The sequence below is a fragment of the Stenotrophomonas sp. CC22-02 genome (assembly GCF_004365115.1).
In the GTDB taxonomy this organism is placed as follows: Bacteria; Pseudomonadota; Gammaproteobacteria; order Xanthomonadales; family Xanthomonadaceae; genus Stenotrophomonas; species Stenotrophomonas forensis.
Genome location: NZ_SOCO01000001.1, coordinates 47,322 through 72,498 on the forward strand (window position 1 = coordinate 47,322; position 25,177 = coordinate 72,498).

Below are 25,177 nucleotides of genomic sequence, written 5' to 3' on the forward strand. Positions count from 1 at the left end.
CGGGGCACGACCGATACTTCCCAAGCGCACGGCGGGATCGCCGTGCGTCTTTTTCTGCGTGGGATTGCCGGCCGGCGGCTACCGCATCGGCACCAGCACCGCATCGCGCCGGTACAGCGCCGGGAACTGCTTGCCGAGCGCCGCCAGCTTCGGTGCGTCGTAGTAGCGGATGTAGGCCGCCTGCGGGTAGTTGGTCATGTAGTTCTGGTGATAGCTCTCGGCCGGGTAGAAGCGCTGGCCGCTGCCCAGCTGGGTGACGATCGGTGCGCGGTAGCTGCCGGCCTGGCCGAGCTGGGCGATGTAGGCGCGGCTGGCAGCCTGCTGGCGTGCGTCGTCACTGAAGATCGCCGAGCGGTACTGGCTGCCGTGGTCCGGGCCCTGTCGATCGAGCTGGGTCGGGTCGTGCACCACCGAGAAGAACACCTGCATCAGCTGCCCGTAGCTGACCTGGCGCGGGTCGTAGTCGATCTTCACCGCTTCGGCGTGACCGGTCTGGCCGCTGCTGACCCGCTCATAGTGCGCGTTGGCGGCGCTGCCACCGATGTAGCCGGATACCGCATTGCTCACGCCCTTGACGTGCTGGAACACGCCCTGCACGCCCCAGAAGCAACCACCGGCAAACACCACGCTGGCGTGGGTGGCGTCATCGCGGAACGCCGCATCGCCGGTGGGTGCCGGCAGCGCCTTGGCCTGCGTGCCGGCTTCGACCGGTGCGGCGATCGCGCCGTGGTCGACCAGCAGCACGCCGGCGATCAATGCGGTGGCCACGAGACCGGCGACACCGGCAGCAATACCCTGTTCAAAGGAGAGTTTCATCGTGTCCTCCCGGTTCAACCAAAGGTGAAGGCGTAGGCCTGCACGCCCGCATCGAGGAATTCGATCTCGAAGCGATGCGGGCCGACCGTGCCGCGCTGGCGCACCAGCTGGAACAGGCGGTGTTCGTTGACCACGCCACTGCCATCGGCGCCGACGTCACTGCCGGCATCGGTGGCGGGCAGCGGTTTGCCGTCCAGCCACACGCGGAAGCGCACCGGCTTGCCGTCCTGGCCCGGTGCCAGCACCAGGTGCAGGTCGCGCGCATGGAACTGGAAGGCGATGCGGCCGCCGGCGCGCTGCAGTTGCGCGGCTTCGTCGGTGATCGTCCACCGCCCTGACAGGCCCCACCGGTTCAGCGCCAGGGTGGTGGGCAGCGTGTAGTCGAACGCGGTGTCGCTGCGTTGCCCGCCGGGCGAGGCGAACTGTTCGGCACGGGCGTGGCCCAGATAGGTTTCCGGCGAGCGCAGGTTGCCCATGTCGGCCTGCGCTGCAACGCCCTGCAGGTCGGCTGCGGCGGGATCGGCTGGCGGCGGCAGGCGGGTCTGGCCGGCTTCGGTCAGCAGCTGGCGGATCACCTGTTCCGAGCGCGCGTAGTTGCCCTCGCCGAACTGGTGGCCGCGGATGTTGCCCTGCGCATCGACGAAGTACTGCGCCGGCCAGTAGCGGTTGTTGAACGCACGCCAGATCGTGTACTGGTTGTCGAGCGCCACCGGGTACTCGACCTTCAGCTGCTGCACCGCCTTCATCACGTTGCGTGGGTCCCGCTCGAAGGCGAACTCCGGCGTGTGCACGCCGATCACCACCAGGCCGTGGTCGCGGTAACGGCGCTCCCATTCGTGCACGAACGGCATCGCGCGCAGGCAGTTGATGCAGGAGTACGTCCAGAAGTCGACCAGCACCACCTTGCCGCGCAGCTGCTGGGCGGTCAGCGGCGGGCTGTTGAGCCAGCCGGTGGCGCCGTCCAGCGCGGGCAGGGTGCCCTCCACCGGCAGCGGCGCATCTGCACCGGTGTTGGCACCGGCCATCATCATCATCGGCGGTGCCGCCGGTTGTGCGCCGGGTACGGCGTCCAGCAGGCCCTGCTCGATACGCGCGGTGCTGACCGTGGACAGGCGCGTCAGCAGGCCAGTGTCCCAACCGAGGCCGATCGCCACCACCGCCAGCAGCGCGGCCACACCCAGCACCTTGCGCAGGACATCGCCGAGGCCGAGCCGCGCCTGCATCGCGCGGAACACCCGGCCGCCGATCCACACCGCCAGCGCCAGCGCGGTGATCGCGCCCAGTGCATAGGCCAGCAGCAGCGCAGTGGTGCCGACGCTGGCGCCGTGCAGGGCGGCGCCGGTCAGCACCAGGCCCAGAATCGGCCCGGCGCATGGGGCCCACAGCAGGCCGGTGGCGATGCCGATCAGCAGCGAGGTCCCTGCGCCACCGCGTCCTGCGGCGTCAGCGGCATCGGCGCGTGCGCTCAAGCGTGCACCCACGCGCTGGAACGGGGCCAGCAGATGGTCGGCCAGTCGCGGCCACAACAGTGCCAGCGCGAACAGCGCCATCAGCACCAGGGCGATCCAACGGCCGACCTGGTTGGCCTGCGCCACCCATTGGCTGCCCACCGCCGCCAGGCTGGCGACCACGGTGAAGGTGAGCGCCATGCCCAGCAGCAGCGGCAGCGTGCTGCGCACGAAGGGGCGGTCGGCGCGCGCGAACACGAACGGCAGCACCGGCAGGATGCAGGGGCTGAGCAGGGACAACGCACCCCCGAGGTAGGCAAGCAGCAACAGCAGCATGGTCAGGCTCCGGACGTGGGGGAAGAACCGACCGGCACCCGCCAGCCGTCGGCGGTGCCGCCATCGGCCGCACCGGGAACGAACACCAGCGCTGCACCGTTCATGCAGTAGCGCAGTCCGGTCGGGCGCGGGCCGTCATTGAACACATGGCCGAGATGGCCGCCGCAGCGGCGGCAGTGCACCTCCACCCGCAGCATGCCGAAGGTGACGTCGCGGTCCTCGCCGATGGCGTTGTGCAGTGGTGCCCAGAAGCTCGGCCAGCCAGTACCGCTCTCGAACTTGGTGGAGGATGAGAACAGTGGCAGCGCACAGCCGGCACAGGCGAACGTGCCCTGCCGGTGCTCCTTGTTGAGCGGACTGCTCCATGGCCGTTCGGTGGCCTGCTGGCGCAGCACCGCGTACTGGGCCGGGGTCAGGCGCTGGCGCCAGTCGGCGTCGCTGTGCATGACCTCGAACTGTCGCGCCGGACGTGCTTCAGCAGCGGCCGGCGCGGCGCGGCTGCACGCGCCGAGACCGAGCAGGCCGGCGGCGGTGGCAACACCGCCCAGGCCCAGCAGATGGCGGCGGGTGAGGGTCATGGCGGACTCCGGGAAGGGGCGACGGGGTCATGCTGCGCCCGCCCGGGTCAACGAATCCTCACGCAGGATTCAATTTTTCGTGAGGTATCGACGGCCATCCCGCGCCACAATGCGGGCAGCCCCCACTGGTTCCGAGCTGCCGATGTCCGCCAAACGCGTGCTGATCGTTGAAGACGATGCCCACATCGCCGACCTGCTGCGCATGCATCTGGGCGATGAAGGTTATGACGTGGCCCATGCCGCCAGCGGTGACGCCGGTCTGCGCCTGCTCGAACAGGACGGCCCGTGGGATGCATTGGTGCTGGACGTGATGTTGCCCGGCGTGGATGGCCTGCAGGTGTGCCAGCGCGCACGCGCGATGGCGCGCTACGTACCGATCATCATCATCAGCGCGCGCGGCAGCGAAACCCAGCGTATCGTCGGCCTCGAGCTGGGCGCGGACGACTACCTGGCCAAACCCTTCTCGATGCCGGAACTGGTGGCACGGGTGCGCGCGCTGCTGCGCCGGGCCGAGGCGATGGCGCAGAGCGCCCGCATCGATGCCGGCGCGATCGAGCTGGGCGGGCTGCAGCTGGACCCGGTTGCACGCACCGCGTCGGTGGAGGGCACTGTGCTGGAACTGACTCCGCGCGAGTTCGACCTGCTGCTGTTCTTCGCCCGTCATCCGGACCAGGTGTTCGCGCGCATGGAACTGCTCAACCAGGTCTGGGGCTATCAGCACGATGGGTACGAGCACACGGTCAACACCCATATCAACCGACTGCGCAGCAAGATCGAAACCGACCCGGCCAATCCGCGGCGGCTGCTGACAGTGTGGGGACGCGGCTACAAGCTGGTCGATCCGGCCGGGGCGGCGGCATGATCAGGCCGAACCTGTGGCAGAAGCTGGCGGCGGTGATCGCCGCACTGATGCTGATGTGCTGCATGGCGCTGCTGGCGCTGCAGATGCGTGCCAACACCCGCCACGAACAGGAAGTGGTGCAGCGGTTGTCGCTGGGCCTGGCCGAGCACATCGCCCAACGCAGCGAGCTGATGGACACCAGCGGCATGCGCGACGCCGCGGTGCGCGCCTTGTTCGGCCAGTTGATGGCGGTCAACCCCAGCGTCGAGGTCTACCTGCTGGACGACCAGGGCCGCATCCTCGGCCACGATGCGCCCAGCGGCCATCTGGTACGCAACCGGGTGGACGTGGCACCGTTGCGCCGGCTGCTGGCCGGCGCGCCGCTGCCGATCCTCGGCGACGATCCGCGCAGCGCCGATGGCCGCAAGGTGTTCAGTGCCGCGCCGTTGATCGTGCAGGGCCGCCAAGCGGGTTACGTGTACGTGGTGCTGGTCGGCGAGCACCGGCAGATGCTGGCCGACGACCTCGCGGCCGGCAGCCAGTGGAACACCACCTGGTGGTCGGTGATGCTGGTTGGCAGCCTCGGCCTGCTGGCCGGGCTGGTGGCGTTCTACTGGGTGACCCGCCCGCTGCGGCGGCTGACCCGGCGTATCCAGGCCTTCGACATCGACGCACCGACGCCACTGCCGCCACCGGAGCCGCTGCGCCCCGGCGAGCGCGACGAGCTGGTGATCCTTGAGCACGCACACGCGCAGATGGCGCAGCGATTGGGCGAACAATGGCAGCAGCTGCGCCAGCAGGACCTGCAGCGGCGCGAACTGGTGGCCAACATCTCGCATGACCTGCGTACGCCGTTGTCGTCGCTGCATGGCTATCTGGAAACGCTGGCGTTGAAGGACGCCACGCTGTCACCGGACGAACGCCGCCGCTACCTCGGCATCGCCCTGGCGCAGAGCGCCAAGGTCGGTCGGCTGGCGCGCGCGCTGTTCGAGCTGGCGCGGCTGGAGCATGGCGAGGTACGCCTGGAGTGGGAGGTCTTCGCGTTGCCGGAGCTGCTGCAGGACGTGCTGCAGAAGTTCGAGCTGGCCGCGCAGGCGCGCAACCAGCGCCTGCATGCCGACTTCCCGCCCGGCCTGCCGCTGGTGCGTGCCGACCTGGGCCTGGTCGAGCGTGTGCTGACCAATCTGCTCGACAACGCGTTGCGGCATGCGCCCGAGGGAGGCCGGATCGAAGTACGCCTGCGCGCAACGCCCGACAGCGTGGAGGTCAGCGTGTCCGACGATGGTCCCGGCGTCGCACCGGCGCTGCGCAGCCAGCTGTTCCAGGCGCCGGCCGCGCTGGGCGCGCGCCGCGGCGAGAACGGTGGTCTCGGTCTGTTGATCGTGCAGCGCATCGTGCAGCTGCACGGTCGTCGCATCGAACTGCGTGACAGCGAGCGCGGTGCGTTGTTCGTGTTTGCCCTGCCACGCGCGGAACCGGCGGTCTAGCAGACCGTATCGCCTTCGACGACGCCGCCGGTTTCCAGTGGCAGGTGCAGGCGGATGCAGGCCCCGCCCAGGTCTGAATCGGTCACCTCGACATGGCCGCCATGCTTGTCGGCCACTACCTGCACCAATGCCAGGCCAAGCCCGAAGCCGGGGCTGCCCGGGTCCAGCCGCACGTAAGGCTGCAGCACCTGGCCGCGCAGTTCGGGCGCGATGCCAGGGCCGTCATCCTCCACCTGCAGGCACAGCCAGCCGTCGTCCACCGTGCTGGCGATGCGGATCTGCCGGCGCGCATAGCGCAGCGCATTGCCGAGCAGGTTGCGCAACGCCAGTTCCAGCATGTGCCGGTTGACGTTGACCAGGCTCACCGGCGACAGCACCTGCTGCACCGGCACCGGCATCGGCAGCGGGGCGAACTGGGCCATCACGCCGCGCACCAGCGCCGCCAGCTGCAGTCGTTGGCGGGTCAACTGGTGGCAACGGCCAAGAGCGGCGTACTCGACGCCGGCATCGGTGAGGTGCTGCAGCCGATCGACATCGGTGCGCAGGCCGCCCAATGCATCGCGCTGGAGCTCATCCAGCGCGGTGTCCTCGAGGTCGGCCAGGCCGAAACGCATGCGCGCCAGCGGGGTACGTACCTCGTGCGCTACGGCCTGGGCCAGCACGCGCTGGCTTTCCAGCAGCTGCTGCAGCTGCTCGGCCATGTGGTTGAAGGCGTTGGCCAGCGGCCGCACCAGCGCGGTACCGGCGCGCGGCGCACGCGTGTCCAGCTGGCCATCGCGCATCTGCCGGGCCGCCTGGGCCAGCTGCGAGACGTCGCGCCACAGGCGGTAGACCATCACGTACATCGGCAACGCCACCGCCACCATCAGGATCAGCAGCAGGATCGCCACGCCGGACACTTCGCTGTCCTGCCATCCCTCCTCAGGCAATGCTTCGTCCAGCGGCCCCAGCATCACCGCGTAGTCGCTGTCGCCGATCCGCTGCAGGCTGCGCATGTGCTCCAGGTCGATCTGCACACGGCCGTTGTTGAACGCCGGGCGCTGGCTGGCAGGCAGCTCCTTCACCGCCTCGGCCAGCGGCACCATGCGCAGCGCGTAGGCGAAATCGGCGTCGAGTTCGCGCGCCAGCGCCGGCCACTGCTCGCGCGGGGTTTCGGCGAAGCGATGCTGCAGCAACGCATGGGTGCCGCGCATCTCGGCCTGAAGGCCGGCCTCGGTGCGGTCTTCCAGCAGCGCATCCCACGCCCACAGACCGAGCACGATCAGCAACAGGTGGGCGACCAGGAAGCCGATGCCATAGCGCAGGAAGTGGAAGGCGTGGCCGCGCATCGCCGAGGGCGTGCGCTTCATCCCCATGCCGATCGGCTGAACAGGTAGCCGCGTCCGCGCACCGTCTTGATCCGTTCCGGTTGTTCCGGGTTGTCGCCCAGCTTGCGGCGCAGGCGCGAGATGCGGGCATCAATCGAGCGGTCCAGGCCATCGAAGGCGATCCCGCGCAGGCCGCGCAGCAGTGCGTCGCGGTCGAGGATCTGGCCGGCGTTGCTGGCCAGCAGGAACAGCAGGTCGAACTCGGCGGTGGTCAGTTCCAGCAGCGCACCCTGCAGGTGCACATTGCGGGTGGACGGGTCGATGTTCAGCTCGCCGAAGCGCAGGCTGCCGTCGCGCGGCTCGACCCGGCGGTGGCGGCGCAGGTGGGCGCGCAGGCGGGCCAGCAGCACCCGCGGTTCGATCGGCTTGCCGATGTAGTCGTCGGCGCCCAGCTCCAGCCCCAGGACCTGGTCGATGTTGTCGGTGCGGGCGGTCAGGACACAGATGATGCCGTCATAGTGGGGACGTATCTGCCGACACACTTCGAAACCATCCTGGTCGGGCAGGCCGACATCGAGCAGGACCAGGGCCGGCTTTTCGGCCAGGATCCGGGTCACGGCGCGCTCGCCGCTGCGCTCGTGGGCGACCTGGTAACCATGCCGCTGCAGATAGTCACTGACCATCGTTCCCAGGCGGGCATCGTCTTCGACCAGTACGATATCCAGCATTTTCAAGGCCTCCGTGGACGCAAACGTACCGCCACGGCACGAGCGCGGCGATGCTATCCCAGCCATCGGGCCGCCCGGGTGCAGGGGGCGGGCGCCATTCAGCCGGGGTTGCTGGCGCACGGGCCGGGTCTCAGCCCCGGCAACCACTTGGCGCCCAGCATAGCCGGTTGCCGTTACAAAACGTTACCTTCGTCACACGCGTGGTGACGATCGCTGACAGCAATGCGACTGACGCGGGGCGGGCGGCAGGCCGAGCATGGAGTCTCCTCCGTCCCGCGTGCCGTTCCCATGTCGCCCGCCAACCTCCGCCTGCCGAACCTGTCCTGCCGCCACTGCGGAGGTGCCCGATGAGCGGCGTGGTCGGGGCCTGGCTGCCGCCCGCCGAAGACGAACACCTGCTGCAGCAGCTGGCGCCGATGCTGCGCGCGTTGCAGCAGCGAGGCCGAGGGCGTATCGGCTACTGGACCGATGCCGAAGCTGGCCTGGCACTGGGCCATTGCCGGGCGCCGACCGATACTCCCCTGCAACCGCTGAGCTCGGACTGCGGCCGCTATGTGCTGTGCCTGGACGGCCGCCTGTACAACCGCGCCGACCTGCAGGCACAACTGCGCGATCTGCCCCGCAGCTGCAGCGATGCGCGGCTGCTGCTGCAGGCGATCGTCGAGTGGGGCGTGGAGCGGGCGCTGTCGCGCATCGAGGGCGCCTTTGGTTTCAGCGTGTGGGACCGCGAGTCGCGCGCGCTGTGGCTGGCCCGTGACCCGGTGGGCGAGCGCCCGCTGTACTACGGCTGGTACCAGGGCAGGTTCCTGTTCGCCTCGGAGCTGAAGGCGCTGCAGGCCTTTGAGGGTTTCTCGCCGAGCATCGACCAGGATGCCCTGAGCCTGCTGCTGCGCCATGACTACGTGCCGGCGCCGCACACCATCTACCGTGGCATTCACAAGCTGGTGGCCGGCGCGATGCTGCGCATCGACCTCAACGACCATGCTGCGGGTCACTCCGGCATGGCCGCGCAGGGCGGTTCGCGCTACTGGTGCGCACGCGATGCGATGCACAGCGCACTGCAGGAACCCCTGCAGCCGGCGCCGAGCCTGGAGCAGGCTACCGACCAGCTTGAGGCGGTGCTGCAGAAGGCCATCGCTGCACGCATGCACTCGCCGCTGGCCTGTGGTGCGTTCCTGTCCGGCGGCACCGATTCCTCGCTGGTGACGGCGATGATGCAGGCGCAATCCACTCTGCCGATCGAAGCGTGGACGGTCGGCTTCGACGATCCGGGCCACGACGAGAGCGACTGGGCTTCGCAGGTGGCGCGCCACCTCGGCGTGCAGCACCACCTGCATCGGATGGACGCGCGCCAGGGCCTGGACCTGCTGCAGCGGCTGCCGCAGGTCTGGTGCGAGCCGTTCGCCGACGCCTCGCAGCTGCCGACGCTGCTGGCCAGTGAATTGCTGGGCGCGCGCAAGCCGGTGGCGTTGACCGGTGACGGTGGCGACGAACTGTTCTTCGGACATCCCAGTTATGGCCGCGCGCTGCGCAATGCACGGCTGTGTGGCGGCCTGCCGGACTGGGTACGTGACCTGGCGCGGCGCAGCGGCAACCGCATGAACGTCGAGCGGGGTCGCCTCGGTGGCTGGCGCGCGCTGGTGGCCGAGGTCGCTGCCAATGATGTGGAAGGCCACTACCTGCAGCGGGTCACCCGCTGGCGGCAGCCGGCGCAGGTGGTGCTGGGTGCGCGCGAGCCGGTGACGATCTTCCAGCAGCAGGACACGGCGCTGCCAGCCGAGGCGCGCATCCAGCTGCTCGATTTCCGCATGGATCTGGCTGAGGGCATTCTCGCCAAGGTCGATCGCGCGGGCATGGCGGCGGGCGTTGAAACCCGTGCGCCGCTGCTGGACATGGAGGTGGTGCGGTTGGCCTGGCGCCTGCCGCAGCATCTGAAATACCACGATGGCGAGCACAAGCTGATCCTGAAACACCTGTTGGCGCGCTACCTGCCCGAGCCGCTGGTGTACCGCCCCAAGCGCGGCTTCGGCCCGCCGATGGCGCGCTGGCTGGCGGGTCCGCTGCGCGACTGGGCGGAGGCGCTGCTGGATCCGCAGCTGCTGCGCAACCAGGGATGCTTCGATGCGGTGCGCGTGCGCGGCATCTGGGAGGCGTTCCTGCGCGGTGAGCGCAAGTGGCACACGCACCTGTGGAACGTGCTGATGTTCCAGGCGTGGTACCAGCACTGGCACGGTGGTCGCGGGCGCTGAGGTTCCTTCGCGGATTGTTCTGCATGGCGCAGGGCGGAGGCCCTTGCGTACGAATGTCCTCCGGCGCCGGCCGTTGGCCGTCACCTCCCCCTTTACTTCGTACACAAGGGCCTCCGCCCTGCGTTCGGAGTTTATCGGCGCCTCCTTGAAAGGCTGCTGCGAGCATTGCGCTTTACCTGCCGCAAGCCGAGCCTCGTCGGGGCGGGCAGGGGGCTGGGCAAAGGAAAGGAGGAGGGGGCGGCCAACGGCCGGCGCCGGGGGACATTTGCCCACGCCCCCCCCTGCCCCCGCGGGGCCATTCAGTTCGCAGAGAGGCCAGACGAAGAAGCGCTCTTCCATCCAAACGTCGGGCAAAAAAAGACCCGGCAGAGGGAGGGATCTGCCGGGTCCGGATTGCATGGGGGGAGGGACCCATGCAATGAGCGTTGCGTCGCGTCAGTGGTTGTTCGCGTCCGCCGTTGATTCGTTGTAGCCCTGCACCAGTTCGGACCAGGCCTTGCCGGCCTGCAGGCCGAGGCCGACCACGTCCTGCTGGGCCTGGCCGAGCCGCTGCAGGTTGTCCTGCCACAGCTGCGTGCCCTTGCTGAGCATTCCGGCCGCGTCATCGCTGCGGGCCAGTTCACCCAGCCAGCCACCGGTCGCAGTCAGGTTGCGCTCCATTACCTTCAGCTGCACGCCGAACATGCTTTCGGCGTTCTCCAACGCCAACCGGTTCGCGCGCGTTGCCGCGGCGGCGAGCTGGCGGGTGGCATCACTGAAGCGATCGCTGAAGGCGGCGGCCATGGGGTATCAGGAAGCGTCTTGATGCATTGCAGCATACGCCCTTGATGCCGCATTGCAACAAAAATAACGAAGGCGCCCATGGCGCCTTCAGAAAACCTTTCAGATCAATGATTTGATCAGATGGCTGGGCCGCGGTAGCGGCAGCCGGAGGTGCAGGTTTCGTGCACGGTGATCTCGCTCAGCGCCGGCAGGCTGGGCTTGAGCTCGTTCCAGATCCACACCGCCAGATTCTCGCTGGTCGGGTTCTCCAGGCCGGGGATGTCGTTGAGGTAGTGATGGTCCAGGCGCTCGTAGATCGGCTGGAAAGCCGCCTTCACGTCACCGAAATCCATGATCCAGCCCGTCTGCGCGCCAGGCTCGCCCTCGACCTTCAGTTCCACCCGGAACGAGTGGCCGTGCAGGCGCGCGCACTTGTGCCCCGGCGGCACGTTGGGGAGGCGGTGCGCCGCCTCGAGCATGAAGACTTTGAAGATTTCCATGGCGGCGATTGTACGCCGCGGCTGTCGCCTCTGGCCGGGTGGATGTTGGTTGTTCGTGAAGAAACTCTTTTCATCCGGATGAAGAGATGATAGTTTCTCTTATATCCGTATGAAGAGATGTTATTGGTCGGACCCCGGCCAGGCATGGACTACTGCGGAACTTCGTCGTCCTTACCACCTCCCCCACATCGTCATGCCCAAGCACACCCTGCTCGTGGCGGCTCTGGCCGTCGCTCTGGCCGCGCCTTTGCCCGCCGCCGCCGAATCCTCCGCCGATGCCAGTGGCGAAGCCAGCACGCTGGCCGCCGTGCGCGTCACCGGCTCCAACATCAAGCGCACCGATACCGAGGCCTCCAACCCGGTGCAGGTGATCGGCCGCCAGCAGCTGGAACAGACCGGCAAGGCCACCGTGGCCGATGTGCTGCGCTCGATCTCGGCCAATACCGGCAACGCCAGCAACGAAACCACCAACAACGGCTGGGCCTCCGGCTCGGCCGGCATCGGCCTGCGTGGCCTGTCGCAGAAGAACACGCTGGTGCTGCTCAACGGTCGCCGCCTGGCCAACTACGGCTTCCCGGCCGGCGGCCTGTCCGACACCTTCGTCGATCTCAACGCGCTGCCGCTGGTCGCAGTCGAACGCATCGAAGTGCTCAAGGACGGCGCCTCGGCCGTCTACGGCTCCGATGCGGTAGCCGGCGTGGTCAACATCATCACCCGGCAGAACTTCGAAGGCGCCGAGATCGGCGGCAGCTTCGGCGGCGCCGACCAGGGCGGCCTGCACGAGCAGAACCTGAAGTTCGTCGGCGGCCTCGGTGATCTCGACACCGATGGCTACAACATCCTGTTCAGCCTGCAGGGCTACAACCGCGAGCGCCTCGACCAGGACGAACGCAACCTGACCAAGAGCGGCATCTACACCGACAAGCCGGGCGGCCGCTGGAACGGCTGGTCGGCCAAGGGCGCGCGCTACCTGGTGAACGGCGTGTCGGTGCCGATGCTCGATGCCAACGGCAACTGCCCGACCGGTACCACCCGCGTTGCCAGCGCACCGATCGACGGCCTGGCTGGTGACACCTGCGGCTTCAACCAGGCGCCGTTCACCACCCTGATTCCGTCGACCAGGCGCTACCAGGCCTACGCCAACGGTACCTTCCGCCTGAACGACAACGTCGAAGCATTCGGCGAAGTGCTGTACAGCCAGATCAAGAGCACCGCGTGGTTCGGCAGCAGCCCGTTCTTCACCCTGGAAAGCGGGCGCTTCGCATTGAACGCGAACAGTGGCCTGGCCGAGCCGGTGTCGTCGCTGCTGCCGGCCAACAATCCGTACAACCCGTACGGCCGCGCGATCCCGATCGAGTACACCTTCTTCGACCTTGGCGGCACCCTCAAGACCAACCGTTCCACCGCCTATCGCGGCGTGTTCGGCCTGCGTGGCACTACCGCGAAGTGGGACTGGGAAGTGGCCGCGTTCGGTGCGCGCAGCAGCGAGCGCGAGAGCGTGTCCGGTGGCTTCGCCAACCGCTGGGCGCTGGCCGATGCACTGGCCACCGGCAGCTACAACCTGCTCAACCCGGCAGCCACGCCGCAGTCGGTGCGTGATGCGATCAACATCGCCACCCTGCGCCCGGCCGAGTCCAAGTTGCAGGGCATCGACGCGAAGATTTCCGGCAGCCTGGGCCACACCTGGGCCGGTGAGATCGGCTTCGCCGCCGGTGCCGAGTGGCGCCGTGAGAAGCTGGATTCCAACAATCCATGGCAGATCGATGCCGGCCTGCAGGTGCGCCCGGCGATCGCCGAAGTGCATGGCCAGCGCCAGGTCAGTGCCGCCTACGCCGAAGTGAATGTGCCGCTGGCCTCGACCCTGGAATTGTCGGCGGCGGCGCGTGCCGATCATTACGATGATTTCGGCGACGCCTTCTCGCCGAAGCTCGGCCTGCGCTGGCAGCCGCTGGACTTCCTGCTGGTGCGTGCTTCGGCCTCGAAGGGCTTCCGCGCGCCGTCGCTGTCTGAGAACTCCAACAGCACCAGCATCGCCTACGGCAGTGTGGTGGATCCGCGTGACCCGGACGTGCCCGGTTCGCGCCAGAACCCGACCTTCTTCACCCTCGGCAACAATGCACTGAAGCCGGAGCGTACCAAGAGCGTGAACTTCGGCGTGGTGCTGTCGCCGTGGGCCAACACCAACCTGAGCGTGGATTACTACCGCATCCAGCTGGACAACCTGGTCGGCACCAACAACACCCAGACCCTGGTCAACGACAACGTGGCCGGCGCCGTGCAGCGCGACGAGCGCGGCAAGCTGCAGGCGGTCTACAACCGCTACCAGAACCTCAGCGAACTGAAGACCTCGGGCATCGACGTCGAACTGCGCCAGCGCATTCCGACCGCCACGCTCGGCGACTTCACCGTGTCCTCGGCCTACACCCACGTGCGAGACTACCGTCGCCCGACCGTGGTCGGCGGCCCGCTGGTCGACTACGCCGGCAGCAACCTCGGCGCGACCCTGCCCAAGGACAAGGCCACCACCACGCTGGACTGGAAGCATGGCGACTTCAACGCGGCGGTGACCTGGTACTACACCAGCAGCTACCGCCAGGAAGCCAGCACCGCGGCCAAGGCCGTGCAGCAGCGCGTCGGCAGCTACAGCCAGTACGACCTGTACCTGGCCTACACCGGTGTCGACAAGCTCACCGTGTACGCCAAGGTGCAGAACCTGGCAGACAAGACGCCGCCGTACGACGCCTCATTCCCGGGCATCCGCGCGCCGTACGACTTCAGCCAGTACGACCTGCGCGGCCGCTACTTCACGCTGGGCTTCGACTACCGCTTCTGATCCACCCACCGCGGCCGGCCACCCAAGGGAGCCGGCCGCGCGACTACCTGCCGTTGTGTTCCAGGGGAGCCACCGTGTCCTTGCATCGCCGTGCCGTTCTTCCGTTGCTGATCGCCGCCGTCATCGCCCTGTCCTCGCCGCAGCCGGCGCAGGCACAGAGTGCGTATTTCTTCCCGCAGGCCACCGACGCGGCCGCATTCGATACGTCCATTCCCACGCCGGAACAGTTCCTCGGCTACCCGATTGGTAGTCGCTACACCCGGCACGACCAGCTGGTGGCGTACTTCCAGGAACTGGCGAAACGCTCGGACAAGATCAGCGTGCGCGAGATCGGCCGCAGCTACGAGGGACGCCCGCTGCTGATCGCCAGCGTCACCGCCGCCGGCAACCACGCGCGACTGGAACAGATCCGCCAGCAGCACGCGACCCTGGTCGATCCGGCGCAGCCACGCAGCGCCGCCGGTGACAGCCCGGTGGTGGTGTGGCTGGGCTACAGCGTGCACGGCAACGAGACCTCCAGTGCCGAAGCCGCGATGCTGAGCGCGTACTACCTGGTGGCCAACCAGAGTGCAGAAACCCAGCGCTGGCTGCAGCAGGCAGTGGTGCTGTTCGACCCGGCGCAGAATCCGGACGGCCGTGATCGCGCGGCCAACTGGCACAACGCATGGGCCTCGGACCCGGCTTCGGCCGATCCGGCCGACAAGGAACACGTCGAGCCGTTCCCGCAGGGCCGCACCAACCACTACTTCACCGACCTCAACCGCGACTGGCTTGCGCTGACCCAGCAGGAGTCGCGGCCGAAGGTGGAGGTGTTCCACCAGTGGTACCCGAACGTGCAGATCGACTTCCACGAGATGGGCAAGGACAGCACCTACTACTTCGAGCCGTCGCCGAAGAGCATGCACAGCCCGTTGATCCCGGCGGCATCGTACGAATTCAACAAGACCCTGGCCAAGTACCATGCGCAGGCGCTGGATGCGCTGGGTTCGCTGTACTACACCGGTGAAAACTTCGACAACTTCTCGCCGGTATATGGCTCCACCTATCCGGACTTCCACGGCGCGGTCGGCGTGACCGTCGAGCAGGCCAGTTCACGGGGCCGTGTACAGGAATCGGTGAATGGCGTGTTGACGTTCCCGTTCACCATCCGCAATCAGGTCGCCACCGGGCTCGGCACGGTGCGTGGCGCGGTTGCCGAGCGCAGTGGTCTGTTCGACCTGCAGAAGCAGTTCTTCCAGAGTGCACTGAAGCAGGCCGCGCAGCAGCCGGTGAAGAGCTTCGTGTTCGGCGATGCGCATGACCCGGCACTGACCCGTCGACTGCTGGAGCTCTTGCTGCTGCATCGCATCGAGGTGCGCACGCTGGATCGTGCGGTCACCGTGGATGGGCAGCACTTCGCGCCGGGCAACGCCTACGTGGTACCGGTGCAGCAGGCGCAGTTCCGGCTGGTGCATTCGATCTTCGCCGAGACGCCGCCGATCAAGGGCGACGTGTTCTATGGCAGCACCAGCTACGCGATCGCACCGGCCTACGGTGTGGCGTTCGCCGGTAGTCGCAGCCGCATCGACGGTGGCGCCCGCATCGCGGCGCTTCCGCCGGTACAGGGCGAGGTGCTTGGCGGCCAGGCCGGCTTTGCCTATGTCATCGACTGGCGCGACTACAACGCGGGCCGAGCGCTGGCAGTGCTGCAGGGCAAGGGCCTGAGTACACGCGCAACCTTCCAGCCGTTCACTGCCACCACCGCACAGGGCGAGGCGGGCTTCGCCGCCGGCAGCATCGTCATTCCGGTGGCCGGGCAACCGCTGCAGGGCGTGGCGCTGCTGGACGCGGTACGTGCTGCAGCCCGCGATGCGGGCGTGCAGGTGCATGCGCTGTCCACTGGTCGCAGCCGCGAGGGCGTTGACCTCGGCAGCGATGGCATCAAGGCGCTGCGCAAGCCGACCGTGGCACTGGTGATGGGCGAGGGTGTGGCGGCCACCGAGATTGGCTCCGCCTGGTTCCTGCTCGACCAGCAGCTGCAGCTTCCGGCCAGCAAGCTGGACCCCCAGCAGCTGGGCAAAGTTCCGCTGGATCGTTACACCACCATCGTGCTGTCCGGCGGTACCTATACCGGCGTCGATGCCACCGCGGTGGCAGCATTGAAGCGCTGGGTGCAGGCCGGTGGCTCACTGGTGACCTACGGCAGCGCTTCGAAGTGGGCGATCGAACAGAAGCTGGCCGACGGCGAGACGTTCGGCAAGGACGAAGAGGCCGCTGGCGAGAGTCGCCGCGCGTTCGGCGACCAGCGTGACATCGCCGCGATCGAGCGGGTCAGCGGCAACATCCTCAGCGCCGACGTCGATACCAGTCATCCGCTGGCGTTCGGGGTGCCGCGCCGGCAGCTGTCGATCAACAAGGAAAACACGGTGACGTTGCAGCCGAGCACGAATCCGTTCTCGACAGTGGTGCGCATCGACACGCCGCCGCGGGTGAATGGTTACCTGTCAGAGCGCAACCGCACGCGGGTGGCGGGCAGCGCGTGGCTGCTGGTGTCGGCGCAGGGGCAGGGCAACGTGGTGCTGTTTGCCGATGATCCAGCGCATCGCAAGTACTGGCACGGGACGGATCGACTGCTGATCAACGCGATCTTCTTCGGGAATCTGGTGAATCCGAGTAAAGCGCGGGGTTGAGGCGTTTGGCGCCTTGATTTTTACCTGGCTGGGGGAGGCCCGGAGGCCCAGTCAGGACACGCCGTAAACCCATCCATGGGGGCTCGATGGCGCCATCCATGGCGCCAACGGTCCTGCCTGGGCCTCCGGGCCTCCCCCCGACAGTTTCCTGCGGGCGCGGACGCATCGAACCCCAAGGCGGCAGCAAGGGCAAAAGCAAGAGCAAAAGCATCGGCATTTGCTCTTGAATTTGAATTTGATCTTTCTTCTCCCGGCTACCCGGCGGGACAAGCAGGCGCAGGCAATGCTTGAAGCGGATGGGCGTGGGGCCAGCGCAAAACCGTGAGGCGCATGGATGCGCCGACCGAGCCCCCATGGATGGGTTTACGGCGTGTTTTGCGCTGGCCCCACGCCCATCCGCCCGCAGCACAACGCACCGCCTGCTTCTACTCACGGTAGCCAGCAAAAAAAAGGACGGCGCCTCAGCGCCGTCCCTCGATAGCCCCCCGCGCAGCGGGAAGCACAACAGCTGTCAGCTGGGATCAGCCGGCGCGACCGCCGCCGTTACCACCCTGGCCGCGGCCACGGCCGCCCCCATTGCCGCCACCGCCACGACGCTGGCCCTGACCGGCGCCTGCACCCGCACGCTGCTGGCCATTGCCACCGCCCTCACGACGGCCGCCGCCGGACTTCTTCGGGCCGGCATGCGCATGGCGCGGCGCATCACCGTGCGGACGGCGCGCGTGGTTCTTGCGCGGTGCGCGCTCGCCGGTATCGTGCTCGGCCTTGCCCGGTGCACTGTTGCCCCAGCGGATCGGCGTCTGCAGCTCGAAGCCCGGCACATCGCGGATGTCCATGTCGCGGCCCAGCAGGCGCACGATCGCGCGCAGCAGCTTCACTTCATCCTGCGCCACCAGCGAAATCGCCTGGCCGGTGGCACCGTTGCGGCCGGTACGGCCGATGCGGTGCACGTAATCCTCGGCCACCATCGGCAGGTCGAAGTTGATGACCTTCGGCAGTTCGTTGATGTCGATGCCACGCGCGGCGATGTCGGTGGCCACCAGCACGGTCACGCGGCCCGCCTTGAAGTCGCCCAGCGCACGCAGGCGCTGGCCCTGGCTCTTGTTGCCGTGGATCGCCGCGGTCTTGATGCCCGACTTCTCCAGGAACGTGGCCAGCTTGTCGCTGCCATGCTTGGTGCGTGCGAACACCAGGGTCTGCTCGCGGCTGTCCTGCGCCAGCAGGTGCAGCAGCAGGTCGCGCTTGCGGCCGGCATCGACCGGGTGCACGCGGTGGGTGATGGTTTCGGCCACGGTGTTCTTCGGCGTCACCTGGATCTGTTCCGGGTTGCGCATGAACTCCAGCGCCAGCTGGCGGATGTTGTCCTCGAAGGTGGCCGAGAACAGCAGGGTCTGGCGGTTCTGCTTCGGCAGCTTGGCCAGGATGCGCTTGATCGACGGCAGGAAGCCCATGTCGAGCATGCGGTCGGCTTCGTCCAGCACCAGCAGTTCAATGCCGGACAGGTCGATGCTGCGGCGCTCCAAGTGGTCGATCAGGCGGCCCGGGCAGGCCACCAGCAGGTCCACGCCGCGGCGCAGGATGTCCAGCTGGTTGCCCATGCCGACGCCGCCGTAGATGCAGGCGCTGGGGATGCGCAGGTACTTGCTGTAGCCGCGCAGGCTGTCATGCACCTGGGTGGCCAGTTCGCGGGTCGGGGCCAGGATCAGCGCGCGCGGCTTGCGCGGCCCGCTGCGCACTTCCTGCGAGGCGGTGCCCAGGTGCTGCAGCAGCGGCAGGCCGAAGGCGGCGGTCTTGCCGGTGCCGGTCTGAGCGCCGGCCAGCAGGTCGCGCCCGGCCAGCGCCAGCGGGATCGCCTGCTGCTGGATCGGGGTGGGGTTTTCGTAGCCCTGCTCGGCGAGCGCACGCAGCAGGAAGGGCGCCAGGCCCAGCGATTCAAAAGACATTGAGTTTGCTCCAAGTACAAGAAACGCCTGTCCGACTGGACAGACGGGGGCAGATCAAACTGATCGGCTGACTCGGAGCGTTCCCGTGAACCGCGCTGCGAGAATTGGGTGCAGCCGGCACGAAGCGCAGGCTGGAATGCGTGACGAACGGCGTCGGAGTGGGGGCGGGCGAAGAGGGCGGACCCAGGTCGCCGGCGATCCCGGAGGGAAACGGACGGCCGCTGCAGACCCCGCAAGTCTAAACGATGTTTGAGACTTCACGCAAAAAGGCCTGTTCAGGTAGGGGTTCTGCCTGCAGGGCTTGCAGCCCTGCACCCGCCGAAGCCTCAAGCCAGAACAACGTCAACGTCAAAAGCTGGCTTCCCGTGGGATGGCGGGGTGGGTCCGGTGGCAGGGGACGCCGTAAATACGTCCATGTAGGCTCGGTCGCGGCATCCATGCCGCTCACGCCCCTGCCACCGGACCCACCCCGCCTCCGACAGTTTTCCGCGATCTGTCAGATCTCATTCGATTTGTCTCGATATCTGATGGATTTCGACGATGAATGACGTGGATGTTCGATCCGTCATCGGGAAACTGTCGGGGGTGGGGCGGTGTCGGATTGCGGGGTGTCCGCGGCATGGATGCCGCGGCCAAGCCCCCATGGATGGGTTTACGGCGTCCCCGCAATCCGACACCGCCCCGCCCAACCCACGGACAACCGAGAGCCGCTCTGGCATTTGACGTTGCTTTGGCTTGCAAAGCAGGTGCAGGGCTGCAAGCCCTGCCGAACCCCCCACTGCGGTAGGGTGGGCCGATGCCGCGCTGCAGCTTGGCGTCACCGCATATTTGATTACACTTGAAACTTGTTTGCCCACGACTCCGGACACCCACCCATGAAGCTTGGTTCTTTGAAGGAAGGCGGCCGCGACGGCACCCTGATCGTCGTCTCGCGTGACCTGCGCCACGGCGTGCGCGCCACCGGCATTGCCGCCACCCTGCAGCAGGCCCTGGAAGACTGGAGCCACATTGCGCCGCGCCTGAATGCCCTGTACGAATCGCTCAACGCCGGCGACGCCGATGGCGTGTTCGACCTCGATCCGCAGGCGCTGGCCGCGCCGATGCCGCGCGCCTATGAATTCGTCGACGGCAGCGCCTACCTGCCGCATGTCGAGCGCGTGCGCCGTGCCCGTGGCGCCGAGGTGCCGGAGAGTTTCTACACCGATCCGCTGATGTACCAGGCCACCAGCGCCGGCTTCTACGGCCCGCGTGATGCGGTCAAGGTGGTCAGCGAGGACTACGGCATCGACCTGGAAGCGGAGATCGTGGTGATCACCGACGACGTGCCGATGGCGGCAACGACGGAACAGGCGGCGGGCCACATCCAGCTGGTCGGTCTGGTCAACGACGTCTCGCTGCGCAACCTGATTCCGGGCGAGCTGGCCAAGGGCTTCGGCTTCCTGCAGTCCAAGCCGCGCTCGGCGCTGTCGCCGGTGTTCGTCACCCCCGATGAGCTGGGCGCCGCCTGGCAGGACAGCAAGGTGCACCTGCCGCTGCTGACCCATATCAACGGGAAGTGGTTCGGCGCGCCGGAAGCAGGCGTGGACATGCAGTTCAACTTCGCCCAGCTGGTCGCGCATGCGGCCAAGACCCGTCCGCTCGGCGCCGGCACCATCGTCGGCTCGGGCACCATCGCCAACGAGGACACCAGCAAGGGCGCCTCGTGCTTCGCCGAGCAGCGCGTGGTGGAAACGCTGCGCGACGGCAAGCCGAGCACGCCGTTCATGTCCTTCGGTGACGTGGTCCGTATCGAGATGCTTGATGCCGCTGGCAACAGCATCTTCGGTGCGATCGAGCAGCGCATCGAGCAGGCGGCCAAGCCCTGAGCATGGAGGCGGCAATGGAGATCCCGGTCGACGACGGCATCGTGCTGTACACCTACTGGCGATCCAGCGCCGCCTACCGCGTCCGCATCGCGCTCGAGCTGAAGGGCCTGGCCTGGGACGCACGGCCGGTGCACCTGGTGCGCGAGGGCGGCGAGCAGCACCTCGACGCCTATCGCGCGCTCAATCCGCAGCAGCTGGTGCCCACCCTGTTGCATGACGGGCACACGCTGACCCAGTCGTTGGCGATCGTCGAATATCTGGACGAGCGCTTTCCGCAGGTGCCGCTGCTGCCGGCCGACGCCGCCGGCCGCGCGCGGGTGCGTGCGCTGGCCCAGCTGGTGGCCTGCGACATCCATCCGATCAACAACCTGCGGGTGATGCAGTACCTGGAACGCAAGCTGCAGCTTCCGGCCGACGCCCGCACGCAATGGACCCTGCACTGGATCGCCGAGGGCCTGGCCGCCATGGAAGCGATGCTGGCCAGCAGTCGCGACACCGGCACCTTCTGCCACGGCGACCGCCCCGGCCTGGCCGACCTCTGCCTGCTGCCGCAGCTGTACAACGCCCACCGCTTCGGCCTGGACCTGACGCCGTACCCGACCCTGCGCCGCATCGAAGCCGCCTGCCAGGCGCTGGACGCCTTCGACCGCGCCCGTCCGGAAAACCAGCCCGACGCCGCCTGAAAGTAGAGGGGACGGAGGGGATTAAGTCGTTTGTGGCACAAACGTCTCAATCCCCTCCGTCCCCTTTCTGCAGCAGCCGGGCCAGGTCATCGCGGAACAGGCGGTAGGCCTTCTCGCGGCGTACGTCATCGACTTGCCGCAGCACCCACGCCGGGTGCACGGTGGCGTAGCCGTGGGTGCCGTCCTCCAGTGTGTGCCAGCGTCCACGGTCGCGCGACAGATTGAAGTCACGGCCAAATACCGAGGCTGCCGCGGTTGCGCCCAGGCAGACGATGACCCGTGGCCGCACCCGCGCGATCTCGCCCATCAGCCACGGCCGGCAGGCCTGGATGTGGCGACTTTCCGGAGGCTTGTGCAGCCGGGTCCTGCCGCGGCGCTCATGGTGGAAGTGCTTCACCGCGTTGGTGAGGTACAACGTGGCGCGATCGATGCCCAGCTCGGCCAGGGCGCGGTCCAGCAGCTGCCCGGCCGGACCGGCGAACGGCAGGCCACGCAGATCCTCGGTATCACCCGGCTGTTCGCCGATCACCATCACCCTTGCATCGGCCGGCCCCTGGCCAAATACCGTCTGTGTAGCGGTCTCCCACAGTGGGCACTGGCGGCAGGCGCTGGCCTGTTGCCGCAGATTCTGCAGGCTGCGGGTATCGGGGGACGATATCGCGGCCTCCCCACGCACGGGAATCCTGCGCTGGGGTGCCTGCGCAGGTCTGTCATGCATTTCCTGCACGCGGTCGCCCGCATCGCGCACCAGGCGCGGCAGCAACTGCGCCTCCGGCAGGTGCCGCCAGTACTTGGCCGGCATCTCCTGCATCATCATCCGCGTATTGAGCCGGGCCGGATTGAAGATGCTGGCGTAGTAGGTCTGCCACAGGGCCTCCCGGGCGTCCTCGGCCGGGGCGTCCTCACGCCGTGCCCCTCGGCCAAACGCAAGCGCCTGCCCATCCCATGCGACGCTGCGCGAGGGCGTCAGGATGGCCCAGCGCATGCCGGTGAAGCGACGCGCGAAGAACGGTGCCACCCGATCGACGATGTGGTGCTGGGGTTCGAACCACGCGATGAACGCCTCGGGCTGGCCGGGCACCTCGCGGAAACGGACGAACGCTTTCATCTTGTGCGTGTCGCGGCGGACGGCCTGGGCCAGTGCCATCGCACGCAGCACATCGGCATCGGCGGGGTTGGTCAGTACCGCACGCTCGCCATGGGTGATCCGCCATAGCAGCCGATACAGCAGTGACAGGCGCTGCGGCTCGCTATGGCACAGGCAGGTGGCGGCCAGGTCGAGGAATTCGCGTGGGACGTTGGGAGCGGTTGCACCTGCCGGCGCCACTGCCTGCTGCACCGGCGGCGCATCCAGCAGCGACGCTTCGCTGCCTTCGAGCCAGTCCAGCTGCTCGGGTGGCACGCCGCGCAGCAACGCATCACGCGCGCCGTCGCGCCAGGCCTGCAGTGACCAGGCCGGGTCCACGCGCTGCGACCAGCGCTGCGCGTCAGGCTGCCGGCGGTGCATCGAACAGCGATCCCTGGCGCGGAGGCGGGGCCAGCTGCGCGCGCAGGGCGGCCGGGTCATCCAGCGCCTTGCGCGGATGATGGTCGGCCAGCAGCACGAACGGCAGCAGCTTGCTCATCGGAGCCTTCAGGCGGGCGATGTCGGCTACGCGCAGGCGCCCATGACGGCGCGCCATCAGCACGCGCTTTGCATTGCGCACGCCCAGGCCGGGCACCCGCAGCAGCATTTCCTTCGGCGCACGGTTCAGATCGACCGGAAAGCGTTCGGGATGGCGGATCGCCCAGGCCATCTTCGGATCGATATCCAGATCGAGCATCCCGCCTTGCGTGGTGTCGGTGATCTCCTCCACGCCATAGCCATAGAAGCGCAACAGCCAGTCGGCCTGGTACAGCCGGTGCTCGCGCTGCAGCGGCGGGGGCTGCAATGGCAGCTGGCGGCTGGCATCGGGAATCGGACTGAACGCGGAGTAGTAGACCCGGCGCATGCGGTAGTTGCCGTACAGGCTGTCGGCACTGGTCAGGATCTGCCGGTCACTGGCGCCATCGGCACCCACGATCATCTGTGTGCTCTGGCCTGCCGGTGCGAAACGCGGCGGCTTCGGGCGCGCGCTGCGGGTGACTGCCGGTGCCAGTACGGCCGGTGTCCTGCGCGCCTCCCTGGCTTCCTCGATGCGCCAGCGCAGCTCGCCCATCGCGCCGCGGATCGAGTGCACGGTCTTCTCCGGCGCAAGTGCACTCAGCCCGGCTTCGGTGGGCAGCTCCACGTTGATGGACAGGCGGTCGGCGTGGCGCCCGGCACTGGCCAGCAGCTCGGGCGACGCTTCGGGAATGGTCTTGAGGTGGATGTAGCCGGCAAAGCGGTGCTCCTCGCGCAACCGCCGGGCGACCTCCACCATCTGTTCCATCGTGTAGTCGGCATTGCGGATGATGCCGCTGGAGAGGAACAGCCCTTCGATGTAGTTGCGCTTGTAGAAGTCCAGGGTGAGCGTGACCACCTCGTCCACACTGAAACGCGCGCGGGCCACGTTGCTGGAAACGCGGTTCACGCAATAGGCACAGTCGTAGACGCAGAAGTTGGTCAGCAGGATCTTCAGCAGCGATACGCAGCGGCCATCCGGCGTATAGCTGTGGCAGATGCCCATGCCCTCGGTGCTGCCGATGCCGCCGCTGGCACGCGAATCGCGCTTTCCCGAGCCGCTGGAGGCGCAGGACGCATCGTACTTGGCGGCATCGGCCAGGATGGCCAGCTTGCGGATGGTTTCCATTGAGGAAACCTACGGACAGGAGGTCTCATCGGATGAGACACCTCCTGAACTCTTCAGAAAAAGGGGACGGAGGGAATTAAGTCGTAAGTGCATTTACGACTTAATTCCCTCCGTCCCCTTTTTTCTAGAAGCCGTGGGTGATGCTGGGTGCGCCGGCCGAGAAATCCGCGTACGGGTCGTGCTCGCCGGTGCTGCCTTCGGACAGGCGGAACTTCAGCGCAAGGCCATCGCGTGAGTCGGCCGCGCGCAGCGCTTCCTCCTGATCGATGACGCCGGCCTTGGCCAGCCGGAACAGGCACTGGTCGAAGCTCTCCATGCCTTCCTCCAGCGACCCTTCCATCGCCGCCTTGATCTCGTGCACCTGGCCGCGGCGCAGCAGGTCGCGGATCATCGGCGTGTTGATCAGCACCTCGGTGGCCGGCAGGCGACGGCCCTCCTTGTTCTTCACCAGGCGCTGGCTGATCACCGCGCGCAGGTTCAGCGCCAGGTTCATCAGCACATTCTTGTGCGCGCTTTCCGGGAAGAAGTTGAGGATGCGCTCGATGGTCTGGTCGGCGTTGTTGGAGTGCAGGGTAGCCAGGCACAGGTGCCCGGTCTCGGCGAAGGCGATCGCCGCCTCCATGGTTTCCGCGTCCAGGATCTCGCCGATCAGGATCACGTCCGGCGCTTCACGCATCGCGTTCTTCAACGCGTTGTGGAAGGCATGGGTGTCCAGCCCGACCTCGCGCTGGTTGACGATCGACATCTTGTGCTTGTGCAGGTACTCGATCGGGTCCTCGATGGTGAGGATGTGCCCGGTGGTGGTGCTGTTGCGGTGGTCGATCATCGACGCCAGCGAAGTGGACTTGCCCGAGCCGGTGGACCCCACCACCAGCACCAGCCCGCGCGGGGTCATGATGACGTCCTTCAGCACCTGCGGCAGGTTCAGCTCCTCGATGCTCGGAATCCGGCTGCGGATGGCGCGGATGACCATGCCGACCTCGCCCCGCTGCTTGAACACGTTGACGCGAAAGCGCCCGGCATCGGGCAGGGCGATGGCCATGTTGAGCTCCAGCTCGCGTTCGAACTGCGGCACCTGGCCTTCATCCATCAGCGAGTAGGCGATCTTCTTGACCATGCCCGGCGGCAGGCCGGTATTGCCCAGCGGATAGAGCTTCCCCTCGATCTTGATGTAGACCGGTGCCCCGGTGGTCAGAAACATGTCCGAAGCGTTCTTTTCGGTCATCAGCTTCAGGAAGTAGCCGATATCCATTGCGAATTTTCCCCAACGAAACGGCCGACGCCCGTTGCCAGCACGGTGTCGGCTTGACGACAATGGCCGTGAACCGACAACCGGTACGGCCTCCCCAATGAAACGACTT

At 67.5% G+C, this 25,177-nt stretch carries 18 protein-coding genes; 7 read left to right on the forward strand and 11 right to left on the reverse strand.

Translation table 11 applies throughout. The features are described 5' to 3' along the window. Positions 1 to 78 precede the first annotated feature (78 nt). From msrA to msrB, 3 genes are read right to left on the reverse strand one after another with little or no spacing between them, the layout of a single operon-like run. Positions 79 to 816: a peptide-methionine (S)-S-oxide reductase MsrA gene (msrA, locus tag N440_RS00245; RefSeq protein ID WP_133933714.1), complete on the reverse strand. Its 738-nt coding sequence runs from the start codon at positions 814 to 816 to the stop codon at positions 79 to 81. A gap of 14 nt (positions 817 to 830) precedes the next feature. Then, positions 831 to 2,600 (reverse strand): cytochrome c biogenesis protein CcdA, encoded by a 1,770-nt coding sequence (locus tag N440_RS00250; RefSeq protein ID WP_133933715.1) that lies wholly within the window; start codon positions 2,598 to 2,600, stop codon positions 831 to 833. 2 nt (positions 2,601 to 2,602) lie between these two features. Further along, complete coding sequence (gene msrB / locus N440_RS00255) at positions 2,603 to 3,178, reverse strand: peptide-methionine (R)-S-oxide reductase MsrB (RefSeq protein WP_133933716.1); 576 nt, start codon at positions 3,176 to 3,178, stop codon at positions 2,603 to 2,605. Between the two features lie 142 nt (positions 3,179 to 3,320). On the opposite strand from msrB, the gene N440_RS00260 reads away from it, so the two are divergent. Then, the gene (locus N440_RS00260; protein WP_133933717.1) at positions 3,321 to 4,040 is read left to right on the forward strand and encodes a response regulator transcription factor; all 720 of its coding nucleotides are present in this window, start codon (positions 3,321 to 3,323) and stop codon (positions 4,038 to 4,040) included. Further along, on the forward strand, positions 4,037 to 5,506 hold the full coding sequence (locus tag N440_RS00265; protein ID WP_133933718.1) for a HAMP domain-containing sensor histidine kinase: 1,470 nt from the start codon (positions 4,037 to 4,039) through the stop codon (positions 5,504 to 5,506). Before N440_RS00260 ends, N440_RS00265 begins: the two co-directional genes overlap by 4 nt. On the opposite strand, the gene N440_RS00270 is transcribed toward N440_RS00265, so the two are convergent. Together N440_RS00270 and N440_RS00275 are read right to left on the reverse strand one after the other, a co-directional pair. After that, the gene (locus N440_RS00270) at positions 5,503 to 6,855 is read right to left on the reverse strand and encodes an ATP-binding protein (RefSeq protein ID WP_133933719.1); all 1,353 of its coding nucleotides are present in this window, start codon (positions 6,853 to 6,855) and stop codon (positions 5,503 to 5,505) included. The two genes, N440_RS00265 and N440_RS00270, sit on opposite strands and share 4 nt — an antisense overlap. Continuing rightward, positions 6,852 to 7,541 carry a winged helix-turn-helix domain-containing protein gene (locus tag N440_RS00275; RefSeq protein ID WP_004154050.1) on the reverse strand — a complete coding sequence of 230 codons (690 nt, stop codon included), beginning with the start codon at positions 7,539 to 7,541 and terminating at the stop codon, positions 6,852 to 6,854. The genes N440_RS00270 and N440_RS00275 overlap by 4 nt, the downstream gene beginning before the upstream one ends. Positions 7,542 to 7,888: 347 nt before the next feature. On the opposite strand from N440_RS00275, the gene asnB reads away from it, so the two are divergent. Next, positions 7,889 to 9,790 carry an asparagine synthase (glutamine-hydrolyzing) gene (gene asnB / locus N440_RS00280; protein ID WP_133933720.1) on the forward strand — a complete coding sequence of 634 codons (1,902 nt, stop codon included), beginning with the start codon at positions 7,889 to 7,891 and terminating at the stop codon, positions 9,788 to 9,790. A gap of 435 nt (positions 9,791 to 10,225) precedes the next feature. On the opposite strand, the gene N440_RS00285 is transcribed toward asnB, so the two are convergent. Both N440_RS00285 and queD read right to left on the reverse strand, forming a co-directional pair. After that, a complete protein-coding gene (locus N440_RS00285) occupies positions 10,226 to 10,573 on the reverse strand; it encodes a phasin family protein (protein ID WP_133933721.1) in 348 nt (115 codons plus the stop codon). Positions 10,574 to 10,689: 116 nt separating this feature from the next. Then, entirely contained in the window at positions 10,690 to 11,052 is a 363-nt protein-coding gene (gene queD / locus N440_RS00290; protein WP_053448692.1) for a 6-carboxytetrahydropterin synthase QueD, read from the reverse strand. Between the two features lie 193 nt (positions 11,053 to 11,245). On the opposite strand from queD, the gene N440_RS00295 reads away from it, so the two are divergent. Together N440_RS00295 and N440_RS00300 are read left to right on the forward strand one after the other, a co-directional pair. Then, entirely contained in the window at positions 11,246 to 13,885 is a 2,640-nt protein-coding gene (locus N440_RS00295) for a TonB-dependent receptor (RefSeq protein WP_133933722.1), read from the forward strand. A gap of 74 nt (positions 13,886 to 13,959) precedes the next feature. After that, positions 13,960 to 16,554 (forward strand): M14 family metallopeptidase, encoded by a 2,595-nt coding sequence (locus tag N440_RS00300; RefSeq protein ID WP_133933723.1) that lies wholly within the window; start codon positions 13,960 to 13,962, stop codon positions 16,552 to 16,554. Between the two features lie 521 nt (positions 16,555 to 17,075). Here N440_RS00300 and N440_RS00305 read toward each other — a convergent pair. Continuing rightward, entirely contained in the window at positions 17,076 to 18,497 is a 1,422-nt protein-coding gene (locus N440_RS00305; RefSeq protein WP_049455876.1) for a DEAD/DEAH box helicase, read from the reverse strand. Positions 18,498 to 19,372: 875 nt separating this feature from the next. On the opposite strand from N440_RS00305, the gene N440_RS00315 reads away from it, so the two are divergent. Both N440_RS00315 and maiA read left to right on the forward strand, forming a co-directional pair. After that, positions 19,373 to 20,362 (forward strand): fumarylacetoacetate hydrolase family protein, encoded by a 990-nt coding sequence (locus N440_RS00315; RefSeq protein ID WP_133933724.1) that lies wholly within the window; start codon positions 19,373 to 19,375, stop codon positions 20,360 to 20,362. Between the two features lie 14 nt (positions 20,363 to 20,376). Beyond that, on the forward strand, positions 20,377 to 21,045 hold the full coding sequence (maiA, locus tag N440_RS00320; protein WP_133933725.1) for a maleylacetoacetate isomerase: 669 nt from the start codon (positions 20,377 to 20,379) through the stop codon (positions 21,043 to 21,045). Positions 21,046 to 21,091: 46 nt separating this feature from the next. Here maiA and N440_RS00325 read toward each other — a convergent pair whose 3' ends face one another. The 3 genes from N440_RS00325 to N440_RS00335 all read right to left on the reverse strand — a co-directional run bounded on the left by N440_RS00325 (position 21,092) and on the right by N440_RS00335 (position 25,068). Next, positions 21,092 to 22,552: a UdgX family uracil-DNA binding protein gene (locus tag N440_RS00325; RefSeq protein ID WP_133933726.1), complete on the reverse strand. Its 1,461-nt coding sequence runs from the start codon at positions 22,550 to 22,552 to the stop codon at positions 21,092 to 21,094. Beyond that, the gene (locus tag N440_RS00330) at positions 22,533 to 23,816 is read right to left on the reverse strand and encodes a putative DNA modification/repair radical SAM protein (protein WP_133933727.1); all 1,284 of its coding nucleotides are present in this window, start codon (positions 23,814 to 23,816) and stop codon (positions 22,533 to 22,535) included. The genes N440_RS00325 and N440_RS00330 overlap by 20 nt, the downstream gene beginning before the upstream one ends. A 124-nt stretch (positions 23,817 to 23,940) precedes the next feature. Then, complete coding sequence (locus N440_RS00335) at positions 23,941 to 25,068, reverse strand: PilT/PilU family type 4a pilus ATPase (RefSeq protein WP_053508796.1); 1,128 nt, start codon at positions 25,066 to 25,068, stop codon at positions 23,941 to 23,943. Positions 25,069 to 25,177: the final 109 nt, after the last annotated feature.

Bases quoted from the DNA above. Each gene is read 5' to 3' on its own strand.
- msrA (WP_133933714.1), bottom strand. From the start codon at position 816: ATGAAACTCTCCTTTGAACAGGGTATTGCTGCCGGTGTCGCCGGTCTC.
- N440_RS00250 (WP_133933715.1), bottom strand. From the start codon at position 2,600: ATGCTGCTGTTGCTGCTTGCCTACCTCGGGGGTGCGTTGTCCCTGCTC.
- msrB (WP_133933716.1), bottom strand. From the start codon at position 3,178: ATGACCCTCACCCGCCGCCATCTGCTGGGCCTGGGCGGTGTTGCCACC.
- N440_RS00260 (WP_133933717.1), top strand. From the start codon at position 3,321: ATGTCCGCCAAACGCGTGCTGATCGTTGAAGACGATGCCCACATCGCC.
- N440_RS00265 (WP_133933718.1), top strand. From the start codon at position 4,037: ATGATCAGGCCGAACCTGTGGCAGAAGCTGGCGGCGGTGATCGCCGCA.
- N440_RS00270 (WP_133933719.1), bottom strand. From the start codon at position 6,855: ATGAAGCGCACGCCCTCGGCGATGCGCGGCCACGCCTTCCACTTCCTG.
- N440_RS00275 (WP_004154050.1), bottom strand. From the start codon at position 7,541: ATGCTGGATATCGTACTGGTCGAAGACGATGCCCGCCTGGGAACGATG.
- asnB (WP_133933720.1), top strand. From the start codon at position 7,889: ATGAGCGGCGTGGTCGGGGCCTGGCTGCCGCCCGCCGAAGACGAACAC.
- N440_RS00285 (WP_133933721.1), bottom strand. From the start codon at position 10,573: ATGGCCGCCGCCTTCAGCGATCGCTTCAGTGATGCCACCCGCCAGCTC.
- queD (WP_053448692.1), bottom strand. From the start codon at position 11,052: ATGGAAATCTTCAAAGTCTTCATGCTCGAGGCGGCGCACCGCCTCCCC.
- N440_RS00295 (WP_133933722.1), top strand. From the start codon at position 11,246: ATGCCCAAGCACACCCTGCTCGTGGCGGCTCTGGCCGTCGCTCTGGCC.
- N440_RS00305 (WP_049455876.1), bottom strand. From the start codon at position 18,497: ATGTCTTTTGAATCGCTGGGCCTGGCGCCCTTCCTGCTGCGTGCGCTC.
- N440_RS00315 (WP_133933724.1), top strand. From the start codon at position 19,373: ATGAAGCTTGGTTCTTTGAAGGAAGGCGGCCGCGACGGCACCCTGATC.
- maiA (WP_133933725.1), top strand. From the start codon at position 20,377: ATGGAGATCCCGGTCGACGACGGCATCGTGCTGTACACCTACTGGCGA.
- N440_RS00325 (WP_133933726.1), bottom strand. From the start codon at position 22,552: ATGCACCGCCGGCAGCCTGACGCGCAGCGCTGGTCGCAGCGCGTGGAC.
- N440_RS00330 (WP_133933727.1), bottom strand. From the start codon at position 23,816: ATGGAAACCATCCGCAAGCTGGCCATCCTGGCCGATGCCGCCAAGTAC.
- N440_RS00335 (WP_053508796.1), bottom strand. From the start codon at position 25,068: ATGGATATCGGCTACTTCCTGAAGCTGATGACCGAAAAGAACGCTTCG.